The organism is Sphingomonas sp. GM_Shp_2 (genome assembly GCF_026540875.1).
Lineage (GTDB): Bacteria > Pseudomonadota > Alphaproteobacteria > Sphingomonadales > Sphingomonadaceae > Sphingomonas > Sphingomonas carotinifaciens.
In genome coordinates this window covers 23,399-43,151 of record NZ_JALNUQ010000020.1, presented here as the reverse complement: position 1 = coordinate 43,151, position 19,753 = coordinate 23,399, and the positions used below count along the sequence as shown (strand labels likewise).

The following is a 19,753-nucleotide window of genomic DNA, read 5'->3' as shown; positions in this document are numbered from 1 at the left end:
ACGGCCATTCTTCTGTTTCTCGCCTCTACCAAGCCGAACAAGGCCGACTATTTTACGCGCGAGCGGCTTGGCCGCTGCCACTGGAGCTTCCCCCCAAGGTGCTCGGTGGCGGGGCGGCCACCTCCCTAACTTGGCCGCCCCCACGCATGCCGCCCTAATTAACCTCGGTGATTTCCTGGACCGTAGGCGACTTTATCATAGCAGAATCGCCGGTGGGTCCCTCAAATTGCACCGGTGCTAGGGGCGGCGTATTCCCCCGCGCGTCGCCCCGTCCATGTGCGCTATCGTACGCTTCCGCTAAACCTCATGTAGATCAGGCTGTTGGTTGCGCTGGAGGTCTAACGGTTTCCAGGCCGTCACTGTTGTGCCCTCAAGCGACTTCGATGGTATGGTGGCGCCGTTGCTTATCATGCGGCGCCGCCAGATTCTCGCAGGCCGCGGCGCTAGTGGCGAGCTTCCCTAATATCATCTCGCTGCCGGCAACCCTGGCGGTGTGTGCTGACGCTCACAAGGATGCTAGGATTAACTGGAGAGGCGCCGCTGCTCCCGTGCCCAGTACCATGTTCGCAGCAGCCTCGTCAGTATGCGCATAGTCTAACTTTCGTCGTAAGGCGGAGTTTGTGCCGCCGCTGCATGTTGAAACTGGCAGTCAGAATTGCGTCGTGGCGACTGCCTCAAGGCGCGAGAGAACGCGGCTGAGGCCTTCGTCGCTTGCTATTGCCACGTCGATTGGACGAGCACCCAATTCATCATCATGAAGGTTCATGAAGCAGATAACTGTGGCGCTGTCCCGGAGGTGGTGCCACGCGATTTGCGCCAGCGCAGCCTGCCGACGCATTGCGTTCGGTTCCATCCGCTTCACATTGTCGGGCCGAAACCGCTTGGTTCGGCTTTGCGGCTTCGTGTCGGCTGCGCCCATCAGAGGGCTACCAGCGGTTGAAGACCGCTACGGTAAGATTTGGTCAGCTCACGAATCTGGTGAGCATAGCCTCGAACCAATCCGTTGTGCGCGTGGCGGGCTTCAGGAGAGCCAGCCGCATTCGAGCGCATCAACGAGACTTGATGTCGGTGGAGGAGGTAGTTGAGGTCCATGGGTGCATCCCTGCTTTTAAGCGGGAGCGCAACGGTCTCTCAGCCGCTGCCGCTTACGAGCGGGTGACAGCGATTATCTATATGTGGGGACGTGGAGACGCGATTCTAAGGGGTCGGCTTTCGATGGTATGTAGCCGATGCCTGATGGCGCTGTCGCATACGCCTCAATGACGGCAGCACTGACGATAGATGCTAAAAGAAAAATCTGTCAGCGGATTGATGCTGGACGGGCTTAATCATTCGCAGTGTATAGAGTTTCGTATCAGGTTTGGCTGAGATCTTTCGCGCAAAAGTAGGTCGGCGAAGTTGCCTCCGGTAAGGGGCTTGCTTATCAAATAGCCCTGAATGGCGTCGCAGCCTTCGGCAACTGAAAAGTTGTATTGATCGCACGTCTCGACACCTTCTACCGTTGTTGACATGCCAAGACACGACCCCATGGTAATTATAGCCCTCACGATTGCTGAACTTTCCTCATCATCGGGTACCTGCCTGACAAATGACTGATCAATTTTGATTTTGTCGAACGGGAACTTGCGGAGGTAGCTGAGCGATGAATATCCTGTGCCGAAATCGTCCATTGAGATGCGGACGCCAAGATTACGCAGCTCGGTCAATATCTCGAGAGTGCGAAGCTCGTCATCGAGAAGAACTCCCTCGGTGATTTCCAGTTCAAGCCGACTTGCATCTAGCCCGGATTGGGTAAGTGCAGTTGCCACCACGTCCACTAATGCGGGCTCTCGAAACTGCGCGGGTGAGAGATTTACGGCAACGCTCATGTGATGCGGCCAGGTCATCGCTTCCGTGCACGCTGTCTCCAGCACCCATCTGCCCAGTGGCAGTATTAGGCCTGTGTCTTCCGCAATGTCGATAAATTCAATCGGCGGGATCAAGCCACGGTCGGGATGATGCCAGCGCACCAGCGCCTCTGCGGAGGTAATAGCGCCCGTTTTCGCGTCGACTAATGGTTGATAGTGCAGTTCAAGGCGATGTTCCTCCAACGCGGAGCGGAGCCCGGCCTCCAGCGCTTGCCGGACCCGCATTTTTTCGTCGAGCGAGGCATCGTATAGGCGATACGTCGCTTTACCGGCGGCTTTGGCGGCGTAGAGCGCCAAATCAGCGTGGCTCATCAATTCGGCCGGATCGTCGCCGTCCTGTGGGGCGCGGGCTATCCCGACGCTCACGGCAAGATGTACAGGATGTCCTCCAACCGGAAACGGCCGCCCTGACACAGCCTGAATGATTCGCATCGCCAGAGCCTCGGAGGCACCGGGTTCTGATCCGTTTGGCTGAAGCACCGCAAACTCGTCGCCGCCTAATCGTGCGACCACATCCTGTTCACGGATTACGGATTTAAGCCGTTCGGCGACTATGGTGAGAACAGCATCTCCAGCTGCGTGACCGTACATGTCATTGATCGGCTTGAACCGATCGAGATCCAGCATCAGCACGGCAAAGCTCTGATCGTCGCTACGCCGCGATGCGGCCTGTAACGCCAGTAGGTCGAAGAAGCGGGTTCGATTTGGCAGACCGGTAAGGGCATCATGGAACGCCAGCGTCCGCATCTTGGCCTCGGTGCGCAGGCGTTCCCGCTGGTCGCGTACAGCGATTACCGTCTGGAGCCGATGTCCTAGCTCAACTTCTTGACGCAGAACGCGAACCGGTATGGTTGTGCCGTCCGCCGTCACGAGTTCGCCTTCGCGCTCCTCACGTTCCGGGAGCTGCGCAATATCGATCTGAGGTAGTAGCTGACTGACGAGGCCTCCCGCCAAGGTTCCCGATGCGTGGCCGGCAAGCCGCTCGACGCTATTATTTGCGGTAACGATCAGATCGCCGCTGCAAATCAGCAAGCCTTCCAACGCGACGTCCGCCAATTCGCGTAAGCGCCTGCGATCTTGGCGTAAGCGGGCTTTGGCCGCCAGATCAAATCGCCAGCCCAGAAGGGCCAGGGCTATTAGTGCCAGCGACACACCAGCGACCACTGGTGTAATATCGTGCGGCGAGACGGCGGTGTCTGGAAATCGTGCGGCGGGATTGAAGCGCAGCGACATCGCCGCCATGCCGCAGAAGTGCAGCAGAGCAATGGAAAAGAGTAGAAGAGGGGCTGCTGCAAGGCGGACCTGCCGGTTGCGATGAGCGATCGCGACCATCGCCGCTCCCGAAATTGGGAGGCTGGCTAGGATCGAAGGGATGACCAGCCACAGGTTCCAGGAAACCGTCCCCTGCACCAGGTAAGCGTCCTGCCCCACGTAATGGAGCGTCGCTACGCCTGTTCCCACGATCAAACCGGACGCAAACTGCAGGTCTCGACGGCGCGTACGGATGGAGATTGATACCCCGGCACCGATACCGCCGATCGCGCAAAGCAGCGAGATGGCCGTGAGCAGAGGCTCGAAGGCGGCCGGCATACCTGGCTGGAAGGCGAGGAGTACGATGAAATGGGTTGCCCAGGCCGTAGCGCCACTGGCGACGATGCTCACCAAGCCCCAATGCCTGCGCGTTCGTCCTGCCGCGCGGGCGGCGTGCTTCGCTAAAGCAAAGGAGGCATAGATCCCTGCTGCACAGACGACGCCTGCGAGAACCAAGAGGCGCCCGTCGTGAGCGTGTCGCATACAATGGAGCACGGAGGATAGGGCAGCGTACATGCCTCATCCATTAAGTCAGGAATATTAACGGATATTCCGTCCGAAATTGTTTATTTTTTGCCTGTATCGGTATTCGTGAATGCGGCGCCAGGGAGGGGCCGCCTCGGGGGAATACCATCATGCATTCACAGCCCTTTGTGTGGGCGCTCGCCCTGCTGTCTTGCGCCACACTATCGGGCTCCATCGACGCCAAGGCGCGCCTGACGGACGCGCAGGTCAAGCAGCGCGTCATCGACGAATCGATCGACAGCTATCCAGGCAATTGCCCGTGTCCCTACAACTCGGCGCGCAACGGCTCGCGGTGCGGCCGGCGCAGCGCCTACAATCGTGCCGGCGGTTACGCGCCAATGTGCTATGCTAACGACGTTTCTGCCGCCGATGTAAAAGCGTGGCGTGCCAGCCATTGAGCGTTCAGGCGGAGGCGGTCATCGCGCATCGCCTGTCAGATCGGAGACACGCTTGAACACCCTGCATCGCATCGCTGCTCTTGCTGCGGTTTCCGTTATGCTGATGGCCGCGCCAGCCATTGCGGCGACAAAATGCCCCGAGCATTTCGCCGATGGTGCGGCTCCGGTGTTGGTGAATGCCAAGCTGGCACCCTCGTCGCGGGAGTTGTGCAACAGCCGCTTCGCCGTTCTGCATTCCGGCGTTACCCGTACACCGCTCTACGCCGCCGAACACTTGACGCGCGGCTCGATTGCAGCGGCTCAGGCGCACGATCAGCGGGACAATCGTTTCCATCCCGACACACGCCTACGTGTCGTCGATCGCGCACGTCTGGATGATTATGCCCGCTCCGGTTTCGACCGCGGTCACATGGCGCCGTCGGGGGATATGACGGACGCTGCATCCGACTACGAGAGCTTCAGCCTTGCCAACATGGTGCCCCAAGCTGGCGGGCTGAACCGCAACAGTTGGGCGGATTTGGAGAACTACGTCCGCCGCCTGACTACCACGCTGGGCGACACGTACGTGGTGACCGGACCGCTATATGAAGGCTCCAGGCTGAAGACGCTTAACGGGCGGGTGCTGGTGCCCACTTCGACCTGGAAGGCGCTGTATGCGCCGGGTCAGGGCGCTGGTGCGTGGATCGCCACCAACACCGCAGCGCCTCGCTGGCAGGTCGTATCGATCGCCGAGTTGACCCGCAGGACCGGCATCGATCCATTCCCCCGCCTTGCTGCTGCAACCAAGGCCAAGGTCCCGGCATTCTCCAACTTCGGGCGCGAGCGCGCCAAGCGCGACAGGTGACGAGATGACGATGAAGCCGTTTGCAGATGACAGTGCCTCCACCTCGATCGGTGAGCTCGCCGCGGAGAACGGCAGCCAGGCCGTCATGCTGTCCGGTTCGCTGGAGATCACGCGCGACAAGGTTGGGCTGGAGCGGGCGAGGGCGCTTCGGGCGTTGGCCGATGCGCTCTGCGAAGAGCTTGAGAGCGGCGATCTGCCGGATAAGGTCGAGCAATCGCCCGACGTTCAGTCAGACACAGTAGCCAATCCCTTCGCGTAATCTGCTGCTGCCGCACTTCGCGAAGTAGCGGCACATGCTTCAAGCGAAGGCGGCGGCCTACATACGGCCGCGATCAGATCGCATCACCCGGGTCGTGAACTCATAAACGACCGCTGTCGCTAACCCACCTGGATGTCTGAGATTGGGTGGGAAGCGGACACTCGCGCGATCGCAAATCCGGGTCCGCTAGGATCAAAAGCGAACCCGTGTCGACCAGATCATGCAGGAAAATGAATTCCGCATAGTTTGTTGCCGTCTGGGTCGCGAAAATAGGCAAGTTCAACTGTTCCCAGCGATGCCGTGTTACGCGGGCCGGGCGGGGCTTCGATCGAGGTGCCGCCGTTGGCGACCGCGGTATCATGAAGCTGCTTCACTTGTTCAGGCGAGTTGCACGAAAAAGCGACGGTGCTGCCGTTGGCGACACTTGCCGGTTCGTCGTTAATCGGCTGGCTGACAATGAAGTTGGTTCCGTTGCCATTATTATAGATCAGCCGCGTATGGCCACTGTCGGCGATGTTCCGCTTCCCTTCGCCTGCCCCCAAAGTCGCGAGCACCGTGTCGTAGAAGCGCTTCGACCGTTCAATGTCGTTCGATCCGACCATGGTGTGAAACAGCATACGGGCTCTCCTTGGGCTGATCGACTTCCGATCACCACTAGCCTTCTCACCTAACCGGCTCATAGGACGCGGTCACCCCCGCGTCGTCGAAATATCCGCGCGACCGCTTATGGGCGGTTTCGGACACTCCAGATCTATGAGGCTACGACCCAGTCCAATGCGAGCGTCAGTCAGCACTGCGCGTCATCAACAAGCGCTCGGCCGCCATTGCGCGGCCGAACAGAATGCCCAGCGGCAGCGAGACCACAAGCCACACGCTGACAATCTCGATGGCCAACTTCATCCAGGCTCTCCATTCAAAACGTTGCAATGAGTTATCACGATAAAGGATGTCGCAGTCACGAGTTGTTCGGCTAGCTGTGATCGAGATTGAAGCACGACCGCACGGCTCGTCGTCTCCTCGTGAGAACGATCGTCTGCGTGGTCGGTATTGGCCGTGTCGTATAGCCGGTGCAGGACCAGTGCGAGGTCGCGTTCGTAAAACGCGAGGTCTCGGTCACGACACCCTCCGGCAGACACCGTCACGAAGTTGCAAGCTGCGCCGCTTTCGGGATCAAAGTGTCGTCGAAGTTCGCCATGTGTCGCAACGTAGGCACTCAAATAGCACAGGCAGATCGATTCACCGGCACTAACGGCAGCATCTCATTACCTGCTGATCGAAGTCTTCGGCGTCCAGGTAGGATTAAATTCCCATGCCGGCTGCCTGCGCCTTGGCAAAAGCCTGCTGCAATGCTTGGCATGTGAACGGCTTGGAGATGATTTCGACGGCGTGATCGCACGACGCACATTCATCAGGAATGGCTGTGATGAAGATTGTTGGGATCGCACCACAAGAATCGTGGATTTCATCAACAGCGAGAGGTCCCCGACCCTCGCGCAGGCGAACATCCGATGTGATAACAGCGGGGCGGTTGAGCGCTGCGAGCTCAACTGCCTGCTGCTGCGTGGGCGCTATATCGAACGAAGTGGCTCCGCTGATCGCCAGAATGTCGCTTATTATATCTGCAATTAATGGTTCATCTTCAATTATTAAGACGTGACACATGCCAGATTCCTGATCGAAATTAATTCGGGCTGACAACCCGGCTCGACCAGCGTTAGTTCATTTTGACTGAGTAAAAGACGCGCTTCCGCAATAAGGATCAGCTGAAAAAAGCGCTTCGGTGTGCCGTTTTGGGCTAGCGAGGTAAAGGCTTGATCGCGGCTATGGCGAAGCAGAGGCCGCCGGTGGCGGTAGCAGCAGTGATGCGCCGGCGCCTGCCAAAGAGCGATCCGCACCGCGCATGCCCTTCGTTGCGTCGTGCCGTTTCAGATGGGCAGCGCCTGTCAGAGATGGCCCGGACTGCCTTATTCCGGCTGGCGAACGCCATAGTTTGGCAATACCTTGGCTCTAGGACGCATCAGTCGATCGCGTGCTCTGGTGGGCGATGGATGTCTCTTGAGGCCGGGTCGCCTACGGACAGCACCATGGTCCCGGCCTCAATTCGAACTGCCCCTGTTCACGGAACCTGAAGGCGATCGAGGATCGTTCGGCCTGCGGAATTGGCGTGGAAGGACGAAGCCGATGTGTAATCGGGCAAGAATGGCAGGCGAGCCGGAAACGCTGCTGGAGCGGTTCTCCGCAGACTGGCTGATCGAGAAGCCGCGAGACAATCGCTTCAACCCCAAAGAGCTGTATCCCAAATCCCGCGCCTATGTCGTGCGAGCAGAGGGTGCCAAGCGTGGGCTCGACGTGATGGCCTGGGATGTGACAGCAGGGCAGGCGCCGTGGCCGATGACCAACGTGCGCAATCTGAAGTTACCGCAATGGCGCGGGCTGGCCGAGCAGCCAGAGAATCGCTGCCTGATCCCCCTCACGGAGTTTTGCGAATGGACGCCCGACACGCATGACGTGGGCGGCGGCCGGCCAGTCAAAGGCGAGATGTGGTTCAAGGTCACTGATCAGCCGATCATGGCCATCGCCGGCTTCTGGCGCGAGATCGCCGGCACCCGCTATTTCGCGATGGTCACCTATGATGCGAACGAACTGGTGGCCCCGATCCACCCCAAGGCGATGATTACGATTCTGGCCCCCGACGACCAGGACCGCTGGCTGACGGGTAGCTATCAGGACGTGCTGGATCTTCAGCGTCCCTATCCGGCTGACCAGATGGAGGTGAGGGGGCCGGTGTTTCCGACGCGTAAACCGGCTTCACCGAGAATACATAGCTGACCAATACAGCAAAAGCCTGTCAGCCTATTCCTAGCAAACCAGCGAGGCTGAACGCTGCGTCGTCATCATCGACCCTCGCAATGACGCGTTCCCCATCGTTTGATGCTTCGAACAAAAAGTATCCCGCCCAATCGATTGGTTGAGGGTCAAGCCCTGCGGCGCGCCGAGACGTCATTGGAGCCAATGTCAGGCTCTTGCCCGTCGAAGATGTACCGGTAAAGTATAGGGATGCCATAGCTTCAGGAACTCTGATGCCGGAAACTAAAAAGACCCATAACCTGCGCCTCACTCCCGGCATGTCGATACGCATGCTGGCGGATTATATGACTGCATCTGAGCAGGCGAAGCGCACATTGCTGACCCGTTCGAAATATGCGCCGATTGCTCCAACGATCCAGCACGACGCTGCTCGTGAATCAATCATCGAGCACTTGTCAAGTGGCGATAGGTCCGCCGACCTGATTGAACGGCGGATCGCGATCCTGAAGAGTGGCTTGCAAGGCAGCCCGTTCGAAGTCGACAAGGCGGAAAATAACGCAGATTACCTTGAGCGTTACCTTGAAACAACGCCATCGCTACCCGCAAAAGCGCAAGAGGTCCTTCCTGGGGATAAGATGTCGGCGCTTGATATTGAAGGGTTTGTACTGCGATGCACCCCACACTTCATATTGAAGCGCACAACGAAGACCAACGTGCCAAAAATTGGTTTGGGCTTTCTGCGGTATTCTAAAGGCAAGGCACTCCCACCCGAAGCCGCATGTTGGCAAGGAGCAATCGCCGTGGGCTACTTAAACACAAAGGTTCAGCAGGGTCTTGCCGATGTCGATGCGGATCGAGAGATCACCGCCGTAGTCGACGTTTGGACTGGCGAATGCCACATTGCGCCTAGCAATTCGGTATATCGGTTCAATGAGGTGAAGGCAGCGTGCGCAGGTATCGCTCAACGCTGGGCGCAAATACCCCCTCCGGCAAATGCCGTCTTCTAAATAGTGCTCCGAATCAAGGGGCGCCTAGCTGACGAACATAGCCTCAACAATCGCCTGCATCAGCACTGCCCGCGGTACTGGCACCCCAACGGAAACATAGCCGGGGTTCTGCGCCGCCCGCGTCCCGTACAACCCGATCCACCGCCGCCCATGCTGCCGCCAAGCCCGCTGTAGCGGCACCACAGGCAGTAACAGACACATGCCGGCGGGAACGAACGCATAGGCTATGAAGTCCGCAGCCAGCGGCTTCTGGATCCAGCCTGGGACGCGGCGTTGCTCGTCTGACCAGCGCTCCAGCAGCACGTCGGGCCAGTCGTGCATGCGAACCTTCTCGTCCACCGTGTAGGTCCGCCCGCAGGATAGGGTCAGCAGCCGGTCTATGCCGCCGCGCTGTGCCCATCCGTCCTCGCGCACGGCCACCGCAGAAGCGAGGGTAGGGAATGCCCGCTTGTACAGCGGCTCCCACCAATCCGCGTCCACGAACCGCTCCGACAGCGCAAGGCTGTCCTTGAAGCGGTGGACACGCGGAGAACCCGCCGCTCGACGATCGCGAACGGCGGGCTGGTGCTTGATCGGCCGGGGACGTGCCGGCTGAACCGGTAACGGGTTAATGGTGCGCTTCCTCCTGTTCGTGGTCGTAGCTGTCCTCGTCGTCGTCCAGCATCGGTTCGGCGTCGGGATCGCCGTCGATCTCGTCCATGCGGTCGATCATCCGGTGGGTGAGTCGCGACAGCTCGGCGCGAGGCAGCGAGGGGATGGCCGCAAGGATGGCGTGCGGCGATGCCAGCCGGTCCATCCGATGCCATGCCCGCCGGCGCGATCGACGCCACGGCATGGCTTTCGTTGGAGCCGGCGGCGGCGTGATGGCGGTGTGGCCCATCAGCATGACTCCCCGTTCTGACGGCGCTCGATGGTCATCCTCAGCGCCTCGGCACGATCGGGGTGCCCGACGATCTGCGCCATGAGCGGCGTCAGCTCGTCCGCGGGACAGTCCTGCACGACCAGCCACAGCTTGCGACCGGATGCCAGGGCATAGCCGCCGCCGATCTGGACGAGGTTGTGCAGCCAGGCGGTGGGGCAGAAGGGGCGTGCGGGCGTCATGCCTGTGCCTCTCCTGCATACCAGCGGATGAGCTGGTTGGTCCGGTCGCTCGCTTCATGGGGCGCGAACCGAGGCGTTCGGCCGATGAACAGCGAGAACGTGATGCCGAATCCTTCGAAGGACACGCATGTCGCGCGCCCCTCGCCGGTGCAGTCCCACCGTTCAATCAGGTTATCGCGATCGATCTGAAGGCCGGGCTCGATCCGGCGCCACAGCCCGCGGAGGCGGGTCAGCAGCAAGCGGGATACAGAAAGGGGGGTAGCGCTTGCCATGTCAGCGTCCCTCCCGCTGCTGGCCGATGCTGGTCAGGCGACGCGCTTCGGCAAGTTCGCTACGCGTCAACTCGATGGTGCCCTCAACGGCGGTCGTCAGGACCGGGACACAGTTGCCCACGGCAACCTTGATGGTTTCGAATATGCGACGGCGTTCCCAGTCCGTCATGTCGGTAAACGCGTCGAAGCGATCCACCAAGGTAGTCGCGCAGTTCAGGATGCCTACGACATCGCCAAGTGATTGCGGCACCTCGGCCAGCACAGCGCCTTCCAAATGTTCGATCCGGCGCGACCAGTGCTGCTGGTGATCCTGCGCGCAGGGTGCAGGGGGAGTTTGCTTTTCCAGACGCTCGCTAGCATCAAGGCTGTGCTGGATCTCGGCCATCATCTGGCGAATGGGGGAAGCGACAGCGACCATCGATCAGCCCTCCTTGTTCGCGAGGCGAGCAGCATCGGTCAGGATCTGCTCAAGCCGGGGGATGCCATCTTCCATCTCCTTCTCGATCATGAAGGAGATTTTAGCGTGCAGGTCCGCCGCCGTTGCGCACGGGAAGATCGCGACCTGTTCTTGCGCCTCCGCTACGGCGTCGCACAGCGCGTTGACGCGGGCATTGTGCTCATCAATGCCGGTCTGCTGGCGGATGCGGTCTAGCGCTTCCTCACGCTCCAGATGAGCGGCCAGGAGGGCCCGGTGAATTGCCCGGTCATCGTGGTGGGCGACGAACTTGTTGTAATGCCGCGCCGCCTTGATGGCGTCAGGATTGCTGGTCCGCCAGTAATTGCCGCGATCCGACGGAATAGTGACGTGCGGCACCTGAGTGCACAGCGTGTGAAACCGCTTGCTTGCGGGGGCACATACGCCTTCGTCATAGCGCTGGCATTCCGCGTCTGCATCGGCAACCGCTTGCATCAGGCGGGTCAGTTCGTGGCTGACATCGTTAGCGGCATTGGCGGTGGTCGCCAGAGCCGGCACGGCAAGCACAGCAGCAGCGAGGCCAGCGCCCCCGAGGATCCCGCGGCGGGTGGTTTCGGTGGTCATCAGATCAGCCCTCCTGACCGGCGGCGGCGATGATCGCATCGATCGCAGCGGTGACAGTGACCGAGCGGCAGAAGGCATGGAACGCCTCGCCCTCACCGGTATGGTCCATGTGCAGCAGCGCAGCGTGCCCATAGGCCCAGCGGATCGCCTCCAGGCATTCCACGCGAAAGCCTACGAAGGACCAGAATTCCTCGCGGTCACAGCCGTAGCGAGTGCGGTTCCACTGACCGGCTGGGGGCTGCGTCGCCATGCTGGCGAGAATGGCGCGGGCGCGGCAGTCGGTGGTCCAGCAAGGTGCGGTGTCGTTCGCAGGCTGGGGAACGGTGATGCAGTCCGCCGTCTGGACGGCAGGCGCAAGGATGGTATGCGCGGCAGTAGCCATGGTCGATCTCCTCAATAGATCGGTTGCGGTCAGAGCCGGGTGGAGGGGCCTAATCCTCCGCTCGGCTCACTGTGTAACGAAAACCGTTATACAGGTGTGATGAGCATGGTCAAACGAAAACCGTTACCTTGCACAATTTTCGTCATTCCGTTATCTCATTGAAATGTTGACCCCTGACACGTGTCGCGCGGGACGCGCGCTTATTGGTATGTCTCAGGAGGAGCTGGCCGCCGCTGCCAAGCTCGGACCTTCAACGGTTAGAAATTTCGAGGCGAAGCGGTCCACGCCGATCGCAAACAACCTATGCGCCATACAGAGTGTTCTTGAAGCGGCTGGCGTGCAGTTTCTTGCTGAAGGCGATACTGCCCCCGGAGGCGTGGGCGTCCGTATGCGGGCTGGCGAGTAGACTGCCGTTTCGAAGACGTTGAAACCGCTACTAGGCTTAGCGATTCGGCGCCGCCAACAAAAAAGTCACAAATCGACAGAGGGGGGTATGGCGTATTAGCCGCACCTTTGAGACCATATAGCCACACATGGGAGGTGTGGCATGGCAAAGCACTATGGCGTCCTGACGTTCGACAATCGTGGCCCCATCAAGACGTGGGAGCGGATGACCGCAACCCAGCGGCACAATGCCCGCAGCGAGCCCCTGCCGCACTGCGACCCGGCAGCACCCGGCCCCGTCTACATCATCGGATCGCCCGACCTCGTCAGCGACACGAAAGCGGCGCTGTGCGAACACGGCATTGATCCCGCCGGCATCCGGAAGAACGGTGTCATCGCGTATGAGGTGATCATGACCGCCTCGCACGCCTACTTCACGCAAGGTGACGAGGCGGAGCACACGTCTCGGCTCTGGCAGTGGGTTGCCCGTGCCTACCTGGCGGCCAAGAAGATCTGGGGCAGCTCGCGTATTGTCCAGATGGTTCTTCATCTCGATGAATTCACCCCGCACCTGCACGTGGTCCTGCTGCCACTGGTGCAGAAGGTGTTCGGCCGCCGGCAGAGCGACGGGCCGCGCTGGACCCTCAACGGCCGCGAGATCGCGGGGCCGGGACAGTATCAGCGCGCGCACAACGAATATGCCGCGGAGATCGAGCCGCTTGGTCTGTTCCGTGGAGAACAGAAGAGCGGGCGCAAGTACCGACCCTATGCCGATGTCGTGGCGGAGGTAGAGACCAAGATGCGTGAGGCAGCCACGGCAGCGACGGCGGGACAGAAGGCCCAACAGGAAGCCGCCCTGAAGGAACAGGCTCGGGCCGCACAGTGGGCAGAACAATCCGAGCGCGCCGAACGCGAGCGGGCGGCTCTCGATGAACGCGAGAAGGCGCTGGGCAAGCGCCTGCTCCGTGCAGAACTGCACGAGCGATCGCTGAAGATGCGAGAGACGAAGGCCGCAGCCGTGGAAATGGAGGCCCGGCGCAAGGCGAGCGAAGCCGACCGGCTGCTGACCGAGGCTCGTCAGATGCAGGCACGGGTGACCGATCAGCTTCGTGCTATCGCGGACATCAGGTCGCGCGCTGACGGTCTGGTGGCGTTGCTCGACCAGGTCGAGTCGGAGCGGCTGACGCAAACGCAGGCGGCCGCCCTGACGGCCTCGCGTGGCATATCGACCGCGATCGGCAATGCCGGCCTCGGTGAGGATACGGTTCTGTTGGAGCAGATGGCCGCGCATCGTGCCAAACGGGAGCGATGATCGGCCACCATTGCGCCATTGGAAGAGGCGTTTCCACTTCTTAGCTTCCACCCTTTGCTCATCGCGGCGATTAGCGCCACCCGGCGACCGTCAATGGGATGTTGAGGATTTTTCGGCATGGCATTGCCGGGGAGTTCAGCAGCTTGCGCACATATTGGTATAAGGGGGTCGCGCTCGCGCGGTGGCGGTTCATCGGCGCAGTGGCGTTGCCTGTGGCGTTGCTGGCGCTGGGGCTGACGGCCACAGTCTTCTACGCACTCCATGCCGCGGCAAGGCAGGCGGACTTGGTTTCGGCCAAGCGGCAGAGCCAGGAGGCGCAGCTTGCCTTAGACGATGCGCTCGACGAGTTGGCGCAGAGCCAGACCGGAGTGGCGATCTGGAGTCCGCTGCTGCGCGAACTCTACAAGCCGCGGCCGAACTGGGACTGGATCGACATCAATGCGGGCACGTGGTTGAACTACGTTTTTGCGCATGACGTCGACATCCTTCTCTCGCCCCGCGACATACCGGTCTACATGATGCAGGAGGGTGTGCGGCTGGCGTCGCCGCACCACGCTGCGGCAATCTATACCCGCGCAGCCGCACCGCTGATCGATGTCCTCCGCGAGCGAACGCAGCGCGCAGCGAATCGGCATGAGCGGCTGCCTGGCCAACCGCTTGCCAACCATGCGACCGTACGTACCTCACCAAGCGCCATCCACGCCACCAGTACTGTGGCAGTCAATGACCGCCCAGCCGCGGTCAGCGTCATGCGGATCATCCCCGATGGTAGCGATGGCGATGCGCCACCAGGACCAGCGCCGCTGTTGCTGAGCGTCCGCTATCTTGACCGTTCATTCGTGCAGCAATTGGCGTCGGTCCAGCTACTGGCCGGCGCGCGCGCCACTGTGGGGCGGTTAAGCGGAGAGGAACACGGCGCTGCACTGATAGGCGAGGACGGCAAGCCTGTCGGTATGCTCGCGTGGCGGCCGGATCGGCCCGGACAGGCCGTATGGAAGGCGATGGTGCCGACAGCCGCCGCCGTCCTTGCCGGGCTGTTGGCGACGGTCGCAGCACTACTTACTGGCGTCGGACGACTGATGCGCAAGGACGCCGCCTCGCTCGACCAGTTGCGCGTCGCGCATCTCGAGTTGCAGGCGAAGGAGGCTCAGGCGCACCGTCTCGCCTATCATGACACGCTGACTGGGCTGGCAAACCGCGCACGGTTAGCCACCGTACTCGACGAAATGCTAGGCTCCGGCGCGCCAGAGGGCGTGAGCGCGGTGCTATTGATAGACCTCGACCGCTTCAAACAGGTGAACGACACCCTCGGCCACCTCGGCGGCGATCACCTGATCCGGCAAGTGGCAATGCGGCTTGAGGCGCTGGTGTTGCCGGGCGATCTGGTGGCACGGTTGGGGGGTGATGAATTCGCTGTACTGTTGGGGCCGCGGATCGATGAAACAGCAGTAGAAGCTGTCGCCGGCGCGATGGTGTCCGCGATCCAAGATCCATTCGTAGTGCTGGGTGCGAACGTGCATATCGGCGCCAGCATCGGTATCGCATGCTTCCGCGACGCACAGGGTGACCGTACCGAATTGATGCGGACCGCTGACATTGCGATGTACCGGGCAAAGGCGGAGGGGCGGAATGGCTACCGCTTTTTCCTTGCCGATATGGACGAGAGCGTAAAGCTGCGCCGCGAAATTGAGGAGGATCTGCGCGCGGCAATCGTGCGTGAGAGCGAATTGCTCGTCTACTACCAACCCCAAATGGACGGGAGTGGCACCCACGTAATTGGGGTCGAGGCGTTGCTGAGATGGCAGCACCCGCGTCGGGGATGGCTAGCGCCGGCCGCCTTCGTCAACGTCGCAGAGGAAAGTGGCCTGATCGGAGCACTTACTGGCCGCGTACTGCGTGACGCGTGTAAAGTGGCGGTGGCATGGCCGGACCTGTCTGTCGCAGTCAACATTTCGCCTGTGCAGTTCCGTTCGCGCACGCTGGCGGCCGAGTTGATCGCGATAGTGCGCGCGGCCGGCGCACGTGCGCAGCAAATCGAACTGGAGGTGACTGAAAGCGTCCTGCTGGACAATGACGAGGTGGTGCGCGCGACGCTGATCGCATTGCGCCGCGCTGGTTTTCGCATCGCCCTCGACGATTTTGGCACCGGATATTCAAGCCTCAGCTACTTGAGCAAGTTCAAGGTCGACAAGATCAAGATCGATCGCAGCTTCATACATCGGCTGGGTGAGGCCGAAGATGCGGCAGCGATCATTCACGCTGTGGTGCGGCTGGGACATGCAATGGGGCTAATTGTAACCGCCGAGGGTGTTGAAACAGGGTTGCAACGTGCGTTCCTGGAACAAGCCGGGTGCAATGAATTGCAGGGATTTCTGTTCTCTGAAGCGGTTCCGGCCGCAGCGCTACAACGATTGCTTGGACGGCTTGAGCGAGTAGCTTAAGCAAGCAAACGGCGCACCCGGCGTTGCATGGGCTCTGACACATTCAGTAGATATACGTAGGGGACGGTCATTTGGATCGCGTTTAAATCACCGTGATCGACAAGCGCGGGCAACTTTTACAGCGAGAGGACCGCCTCTACCCCTATGAGGAAGAGACGTTCGGAGAGAATATCTACTGGGTGGATGAGAACGACGGCGAGCGTTGCACAGCCGCGATGTCCTACTAGACTCGCCCAATGAATTGGTTAGCCTCCAGTTTCATCGATGGCAGCCTTTTATGTGCTCGGCAATGTTGCTTGGCAGCGGCAGCTCTAGTCGGAGCGAGCATATGGCGCGCGCCGATGCGATTCACCGCATATCCTGTTCGAGCGCTTTGTAACCGGTTGCACCTAGACGTGAGTTGGTGACACCGACCCGGTTCTGGTCAAGAGGGCGCGCGTGAGCACAAGACCTCGTAAGATCGCGATCATAGCGCCGCCCACCCCAGGACATCTGAACCCCCTTCAGGTTCTCGCGGCCGAATTGTCTGGGATGGGTCATCAGCCAGTGATCGTCCATACGGCCGAAGTCGTCAGGTACGTGACCGCTCCCGCTGTGACGTTCGAGCCGTTGCGAGATGGTGCATCACGTGGATTGCTCGACCACTATCTTGCGACCTTGGCTGTCGCGACAGGTCCCGTTGGCCTGACGCGGATGATCGCAAGTACGGCCGATATGACGGCACGGCTGCTCGACTTCGCGCCTGATGCTTTGCGGCGGATAGGGGCAGATGCGATAATCGCGGACTCGGCCGAGCCTTCGGGACCGATCATCGCACAGCATCTAGGTGTTCCTTACGTCATCAGCGTCACAGGTTTGCCGCTTCTCGAGGAAGAGAATGTGCCGCCGCCATTTGTAGGCTGGCGATATCGGTCTGATCGGCTCGGACGGTTTCGTAATCGCGGGGGCTACCGCATCTCTCATTTTTTCATGCGCCCGATAGCCTCTACGCTTCATCGGCGTAGGCTGACATGGGGAATCAAGGATGCTGATCAGCCGCTTGCCTATGTCGCGCAATGTCCGCGCATACTCGACTATGACCGGCAGAACTTGCCGCCTAATTTTCATTATGGAAGCCCTTGGCGAAACTCGCCGGCCCCTTTGATTGATCCTCCTAACGGCGATAAACCGTTGATCTTCTGCTCGTTGGGATCGCTGCAGGGAGCACGGAAAAAGCTGTTTGCTATCATGGCCAAAGCTTGTGCCGAGATCGGTGCGCGCGCGGTCATTGGACATGGTGGCGGCCTGACGCCGGAAGAGGAGGCTTCTCTTCCGGGAAACCCATTAGTTCGAGCGTTTTGGCCGCAAGAGACGCTGCTCCGTCTCTGCTCGGCTGCGGTGCTACACGGCGGGTTCAACACTGTTCTCGATGCGTTGGCGGCCAAGGTGCCGATCGTAGCGGTGCCGATCGCATTCGAGCAGCCTGGGACCGCAGCCCGCCTTGCCCACTTCCGTGTTGCGCGTGTTATCTCGCCACAACGGCTTTCAGTTGCGACACTGGTGAAAGCATTAGAAGAAGTGGTTCACGATCCAACCTACCGAGATATGGCGTCACGCCTTTCGGTCGCGATGGAGGCGGGGGGTGGGGCTTCTGGCGCTGCCGTCATTGTCGATGCGGCACTTTCGAAGCTGCCCTGATGTAAGGCAGCCGCCACCATGGGGTGCCCGGGCTTAGGTGGTGTTCGTGGTGGTAGGCACCGAAATGAAAGCAGGTCAGCAGTGATGCCAAGGCTGGCCAATCGTTGCTCCTGGCGTGGTGACGGTCGGCGAAGGCGGCTTCTCCATGTCTATGCGGCAGATAGGTGCCAAAGACGAAGAGCTGAGCCAAAGCAAGAAGTGCCGGTACTGCCCAGAACGCAGCTATGTTCTCCAGCGAGGCGCCGAACAGCATGTAGACAATGGCAGCCGCGGTGATCCGCACGATCTGGCCATGCGTGTAATAGTTCATGAAGAAGCAGACGAACCATGGCCACGCACGTCGCGGTTCAGCAGCGTTGAAATCTGGATCGGCTGACGTTCCGGGCGCTCGATGATGAGCTTTATGTTTCGGGTACAAGACGCGGTAGGACAGACCGGCATAGGCTGCCAGGCAGATGGTACCTATCATCGTATTTAAGCGACGCCGGCCGGGAGCGAGCGAGCCGTGCATGCAGTCGTGCGCAATGATGAAAAGGCCGGTGCTGAGCCAAGTTTGCAGCATGATGATTGCCACGGCTATCGGAACTGTTTCGAGCCTCCACGTCCATAAAAAGATGCAACCGAGGTGTATCAGCAACCAAGCGGTAGCGATCGCCCCTGCGAGTAGCAGGCTGGTGTTGATGTGCCGGCGGGCTGGAGTCATCGGTGTGCCCGTTCTGCGATTCTACGCTTTAAGCGGGCAGGGCTTTCGGCGAACAGGAAGCCGAAGCTGACGCCCCCATCCTTTCCCTTGATCGAATGGTGCAGCCGATGCGCCTGCAGGAGACGCTTTGCGTAGCCATGGCGTGGAACCCACCGAGGGCCAAACCGGTGATGAACAAGCACGTCGTGCACGATCGCATAGAGGGCGCCATAGATCGTGATGCCGACCGCCAGCCACCATAAGGGTTCGACCTCCACACCTGCGACGAACATGGCGATGACGATCAAGGAGAACGTCACTGCGTAAAGGTCGTTCTTCTCGATTTTTCTATCATGAGGTTCGTGATGAGACTTGTGCCAGCCCCAGCCCCAACCGTGCATGATGTACTTGTGAACGGCCCAAGCAAAGGCCTCCATCGCGATGACCGCGCCTATGACGAGCGCGAGCTTTTCAATCCAAGACATTGGCAGGTCTCGATGTTACCGTTCGTACCGTATCATACGGATTGCCCGCGTCGGGCCACTTACGGATCAGGTGAAGATTCCGCCAAGCGTTCGAAGATGCAGTGAATAGGGCGATGGGAGCGATCGCTATACCCGCAATGACATCAACGCCATGATGTCCGCCGAAGAGGGGGGTAGCTATGATCGTTACACCTGCCCAGATCGGAGCTATGATCCGCAGCCAAGGCAATTCACGAAGCCCCCAGGCTAAAATGATGGGCAGCGTCGCGTGGTAACTAGGAAATGTCACAATGCCCCAAAGCTGCGTGAGATCCACCGTTCGCCAGCTTCCATCCCGGAGGCCTGCGATCATCTCCCGCTCTATCCAGGCAACGGATGGCCAAAGATTGGTGTATTGGGTGGGATCGAAGATGTATCCCGTGCCCGGCATAAGGCCCGAGACAAGAATGGTTACAAAGCCGCTGATAATCGCTGCAGTTACGGCAGTTGTAAGTGTCGCCACCTTACCTGTCCCACTCAGCGCGACAATGCACACGACCATCTGTAGCGGAAGGCTATGATACGCAACGCCTCCGATCCAAAGCATGACGGGTGCATCATCGGCGGCAGTCAGTACGGCAGGCCAATCAAAGCCGAGGTACCGATCGGCGCGGGCGAAGTCACCATCCCACAAAGCGCCAGCTCGTGCCGCTAAGGCATAGGATAGTATCACGCCTAAGATCGTGAAAAGCGACATGAGCAGGAATGCGCTTGCACCAGCATATAACCGCGGCCGATCTGTAACCCTGCCGATTATCATAGCCCCCGTCAGCAGGAGCAGAGATAGTCCCGGAAGTGCTAATCCCTCGAAGTGAAATCCTACGCCGTAGCTCGCAAACGCGCAGGTGATTGCGAGCGCGGCAATCAGCACCCATGGACC

The 19,753-nt window shown here is 60.2% G+C and carries 23 protein-coding genes; 9 read left to right on the top strand and 14 right to left on the bottom strand.

The window, feature by feature from the left end; all coding sequences use genetic code 11:
- Positions 1-649: 649 nt before the first annotated feature.
- Positions 650-919 (bottom strand): hypothetical protein, encoded by a 270-nt coding sequence (locus tag OXR08_RS09175; RefSeq protein WP_112381248.1) that lies wholly within the window; start codon positions 917-919, stop codon positions 650-652.
- Between the two features lie 409 nt (positions 920-1,328).
- A complete protein-coding gene (locus OXR08_RS09170) occupies positions 1,329-3,569 on the bottom strand; it encodes an EAL domain-containing protein (protein ID WP_267349403.1) in 2,241 nt (746 codons plus the stop codon).
- Positions 3,570-3,853: 284 nt separating this feature from the next.
- Here OXR08_RS09170 and OXR08_RS09165 point away from each other — a divergent pair, with 284 nt between their 5' ends.
- From OXR08_RS09165 to OXR08_RS09155, 3 genes are read left to right on the top strand one after another with little or no spacing between them, the layout of a single operon-like run.
- Entirely contained in the window at positions 3,854-4,141 is a 288-nt protein-coding gene (locus OXR08_RS09165) for a hypothetical protein (protein ID WP_240313362.1), read from the top strand.
- A gap of 52 nt (positions 4,142-4,193) precedes the next feature.
- Entirely contained in the window at positions 4,194-4,985 is a 792-nt protein-coding gene (locus OXR08_RS09160; protein ID WP_267349402.1) for a DNA/RNA non-specific endonuclease, read from the top strand.
- A 4-nt stretch (positions 4,986-4,989) separates the two neighbouring features.
- Entirely contained in the window at positions 4,990-5,244 is a 255-nt protein-coding gene (locus OXR08_RS09155) for a hypothetical protein (RefSeq protein ID WP_112381245.1), read from the top strand.
- A 218-nt stretch (positions 5,245-5,462) separates the two neighbouring features.
- Here OXR08_RS09155 and OXR08_RS09150 read toward each other — a convergent pair whose 3' ends face one another.
- Positions 5,463-5,861, bottom strand: coding sequence for a VOC family protein (locus tag OXR08_RS09150; protein ID WP_112381244.1), 399 nt, complete (start codon positions 5,859-5,861; stop codon positions 5,463-5,465).
- Between the two features lie 682 nt (positions 5,862-6,543).
- Positions 6,544-6,906 carry a response regulator gene (locus OXR08_RS09145; protein ID WP_267349401.1) on the bottom strand — a complete coding sequence of 121 codons (363 nt, stop codon included), beginning with the start codon at positions 6,904-6,906 and terminating at the stop codon, positions 6,544-6,546.
- A gap of 519 nt (positions 6,907-7,425) precedes the next feature.
- On the opposite strand from OXR08_RS09145, the gene OXR08_RS09140 reads away from it, so the two are divergent.
- Both OXR08_RS09140 and OXR08_RS09135 read left to right on the top strand, forming a co-directional pair.
- Positions 7,426-8,073, top strand: a complete 648-nt coding sequence (locus OXR08_RS09140) for an SOS response-associated peptidase family protein (protein ID WP_267349400.1) — start codon at positions 7,426-7,428, stop codon at positions 8,071-8,073.
- A 251-nt stretch (positions 8,074-8,324) separates the two neighbouring features.
- Positions 8,325-9,059, top strand: a complete 735-nt coding sequence (locus tag OXR08_RS09135) for a hypothetical protein (RefSeq protein WP_267349399.1) — start codon at positions 8,325-8,327, stop codon at positions 9,057-9,059.
- A 24-nt stretch (positions 9,060-9,083) separates the two neighbouring features.
- Here the strand turns inward: OXR08_RS09135 and OXR08_RS09130 are convergent, their stop codons facing one another.
- From OXR08_RS09130 to OXR08_RS09100, 7 genes are all read right to left on the bottom strand, one after another.
- Positions 9,084-9,539 carry a hypothetical protein gene (locus OXR08_RS09130; RefSeq protein WP_267349398.1) on the bottom strand — a complete coding sequence of 152 codons (456 nt, stop codon included), beginning with the start codon at positions 9,537-9,539 and terminating at the stop codon, positions 9,084-9,086.
- Between the two features lie 127 nt (positions 9,540-9,666).
- The gene (locus tag OXR08_RS09125) at positions 9,667-9,939 is read right to left on the bottom strand and encodes a hypothetical protein (protein WP_267349397.1); all 273 of its coding nucleotides are present in this window, start codon (positions 9,937-9,939) and stop codon (positions 9,667-9,669) included.
- A complete protein-coding gene (locus OXR08_RS09120; RefSeq protein WP_267349396.1) occupies positions 9,939-10,160 on the bottom strand; it encodes a hypothetical protein in 222 nt (73 codons plus the stop codon). The genes OXR08_RS09125 and OXR08_RS09120 overlap by 1 nt, the downstream gene beginning before the upstream one ends.
- On the bottom strand, positions 10,157-10,399 hold the full coding sequence (locus OXR08_RS09115) for a hypothetical protein (protein WP_267349395.1): 243 nt from the start codon (positions 10,397-10,399) through the stop codon (positions 10,157-10,159). Before OXR08_RS09115 ends, OXR08_RS09120 begins: the two co-directional genes overlap by 4 nt.
- Positions 10,400-10,433: 34 nt before the next feature.
- The gene (locus OXR08_RS09110) at positions 10,434-10,850 is read right to left on the bottom strand and encodes a hypothetical protein (RefSeq protein WP_267349394.1); all 417 of its coding nucleotides are present in this window, start codon (positions 10,848-10,850) and stop codon (positions 10,434-10,436) included.
- A gap of 3 nt (positions 10,851-10,853) precedes the next feature.
- Positions 10,854-11,471: a hypothetical protein gene (locus OXR08_RS09105; RefSeq protein ID WP_267349393.1), complete on the bottom strand. Its 618-nt coding sequence runs from the start codon at positions 11,469-11,471 to the stop codon at positions 10,854-10,856.
- Positions 11,472-11,475: 4 nt separating this feature from the next.
- Positions 11,476-11,853, bottom strand: a complete 378-nt coding sequence (locus OXR08_RS09100; protein WP_267349392.1) for a hypothetical protein — start codon at positions 11,851-11,853, stop codon at positions 11,476-11,478.
- Between the two features lie 547 nt (positions 11,854-12,400).
- Here OXR08_RS09100 and OXR08_RS09095 point away from each other — a divergent pair.
- The 4 genes from OXR08_RS09095 (at position 12,401) to OXR08_RS09080 (ending at position 17,667) form a co-directional block, all read left to right on the top strand.
- Entirely contained in the window at positions 12,401-13,549 is a 1,149-nt protein-coding gene (locus tag OXR08_RS09095; protein WP_267349391.1) for a plasmid recombination protein, read from the top strand.
- A 98-nt stretch (positions 13,550-13,647) separates the two neighbouring features.
- Positions 13,648-15,990 carry an EAL domain-containing protein gene (locus OXR08_RS09090; protein ID WP_267349390.1) on the top strand — a complete coding sequence of 781 codons (2,343 nt, stop codon included), beginning with the start codon at positions 13,648-13,650 and terminating at the stop codon, positions 15,988-15,990.
- Positions 15,991-16,082: 92 nt separating this feature from the next.
- Positions 16,083-16,217: a hypothetical protein gene (locus tag OXR08_RS09085; protein ID WP_267349389.1), complete on the top strand. Its 135-nt coding sequence runs from the start codon at positions 16,083-16,085 to the stop codon at positions 16,215-16,217.
- Between the two features lie 352 nt (positions 16,218-16,569).
- Positions 16,570-17,667, top strand: a complete 1,098-nt coding sequence (locus tag OXR08_RS09080) for a glycosyltransferase (protein ID WP_346731893.1) — start codon at positions 16,570-16,572, stop codon at positions 17,665-17,667.
- Here the strand turns inward: OXR08_RS09080 and OXR08_RS09075 are convergent.
- From OXR08_RS09075 to OXR08_RS09065, 3 genes are all read right to left on the bottom strand, one after another.
- Complete coding sequence (locus OXR08_RS09075; RefSeq protein ID WP_267349387.1) at positions 17,633-18,241, bottom strand: fatty acid desaturase; 609 nt, start codon at positions 18,239-18,241, stop codon at positions 17,633-17,635. The two genes, OXR08_RS09080 and OXR08_RS09075, sit on opposite strands and share 35 nt — an antisense overlap.
- A gap of 125 nt (positions 18,242-18,366) precedes the next feature.
- Entirely contained in the window at positions 18,367-18,834 is a 468-nt protein-coding gene (locus tag OXR08_RS09070; RefSeq protein WP_267349386.1) for a sterol desaturase family protein, read from the bottom strand.
- Positions 18,821-19,744: a phosphatase PAP2 family protein gene (locus OXR08_RS09065; protein ID WP_267349385.1), complete on the bottom strand. Its 924-nt coding sequence runs from the start codon at positions 19,742-19,744 to the stop codon at positions 18,821-18,823. Before OXR08_RS09065 ends, OXR08_RS09070 begins: the two co-directional genes overlap by 14 nt.
- Positions 19,745-19,753: the final 9 nt, after the last annotated feature.

Coding starts and splice junctions, on each gene's coding strand:
- OXR08_RS09175 (WP_112381248.1), bottom strand. CDS start 919: ATGGGCGCAGCCGACACGAAGCCGCAAAGCCGAACCAAGCGGTTTCGG.
- OXR08_RS09165 (WP_240313362.1), top strand. CDS start 3,854: ATGCATTCACAGCCCTTTGTGTGGGCGCTCGCCCTGCTGTCTTGCGCC.
- OXR08_RS09155 (WP_112381245.1), top strand. CDS start 4,990: ATGACGATGAAGCCGTTTGCAGATGACAGTGCCTCCACCTCGATCGGT.
- OXR08_RS09150 (WP_112381244.1), bottom strand. CDS start 5,861: ATGCTGTTTCACACCATGGTCGGATCGAACGACATTGAACGGTCGAAG.
- OXR08_RS09145 (WP_267349401.1), bottom strand. CDS start 6,906: ATGTGTCACGTCTTAATAATTGAAGATGAACCATTAATTGCAGATATA.
- OXR08_RS09140 (WP_267349400.1), top strand. CDS start 7,426: ATGTGTAATCGGGCAAGAATGGCAGGCGAGCCGGAAACGCTGCTGGAG.
- OXR08_RS09135 (WP_267349399.1), top strand. CDS start 8,325: ATGCCGGAAACTAAAAAGACCCATAACCTGCGCCTCACTCCCGGCATG.
- OXR08_RS09125 (WP_267349397.1), bottom strand. CDS start 9,939: ATGGGCCACACCGCCATCACGCCGCCGCCGGCTCCAACGAAAGCCATG.
- OXR08_RS09120 (WP_267349396.1), bottom strand. CDS start 10,160: ATGACGCCCGCACGCCCCTTCTGCCCCACCGCCTGGCTGCACAACCTC.
- OXR08_RS09110 (WP_267349394.1), bottom strand. CDS start 10,850: ATGGTCGCTGTCGCTTCCCCCATTCGCCAGATGATGGCCGAGATCCAG.
- OXR08_RS09105 (WP_267349393.1), bottom strand. CDS start 11,471: ATGACCACCGAAACCACCCGCCGCGGGATCCTCGGGGGCGCTGGCCTC.
- OXR08_RS09100 (WP_267349392.1), bottom strand. CDS start 11,853: ATGGCTACTGCCGCGCATACCATCCTTGCGCCTGCCGTCCAGACGGCG.
- OXR08_RS09095 (WP_267349391.1), top strand. CDS start 12,401: ATGGCAAAGCACTATGGCGTCCTGACGTTCGACAATCGTGGCCCCATC.
- OXR08_RS09090 (WP_267349390.1), top strand. CDS start 13,648: ATGTTGAGGATTTTTCGGCATGGCATTGCCGGGGAGTTCAGCAGCTTG.
- OXR08_RS09070 (WP_267349386.1), bottom strand. CDS start 18,834: ATGTCTTGGATTGAAAAGCTCGCGCTCGTCATAGGCGCGGTCATCGCG.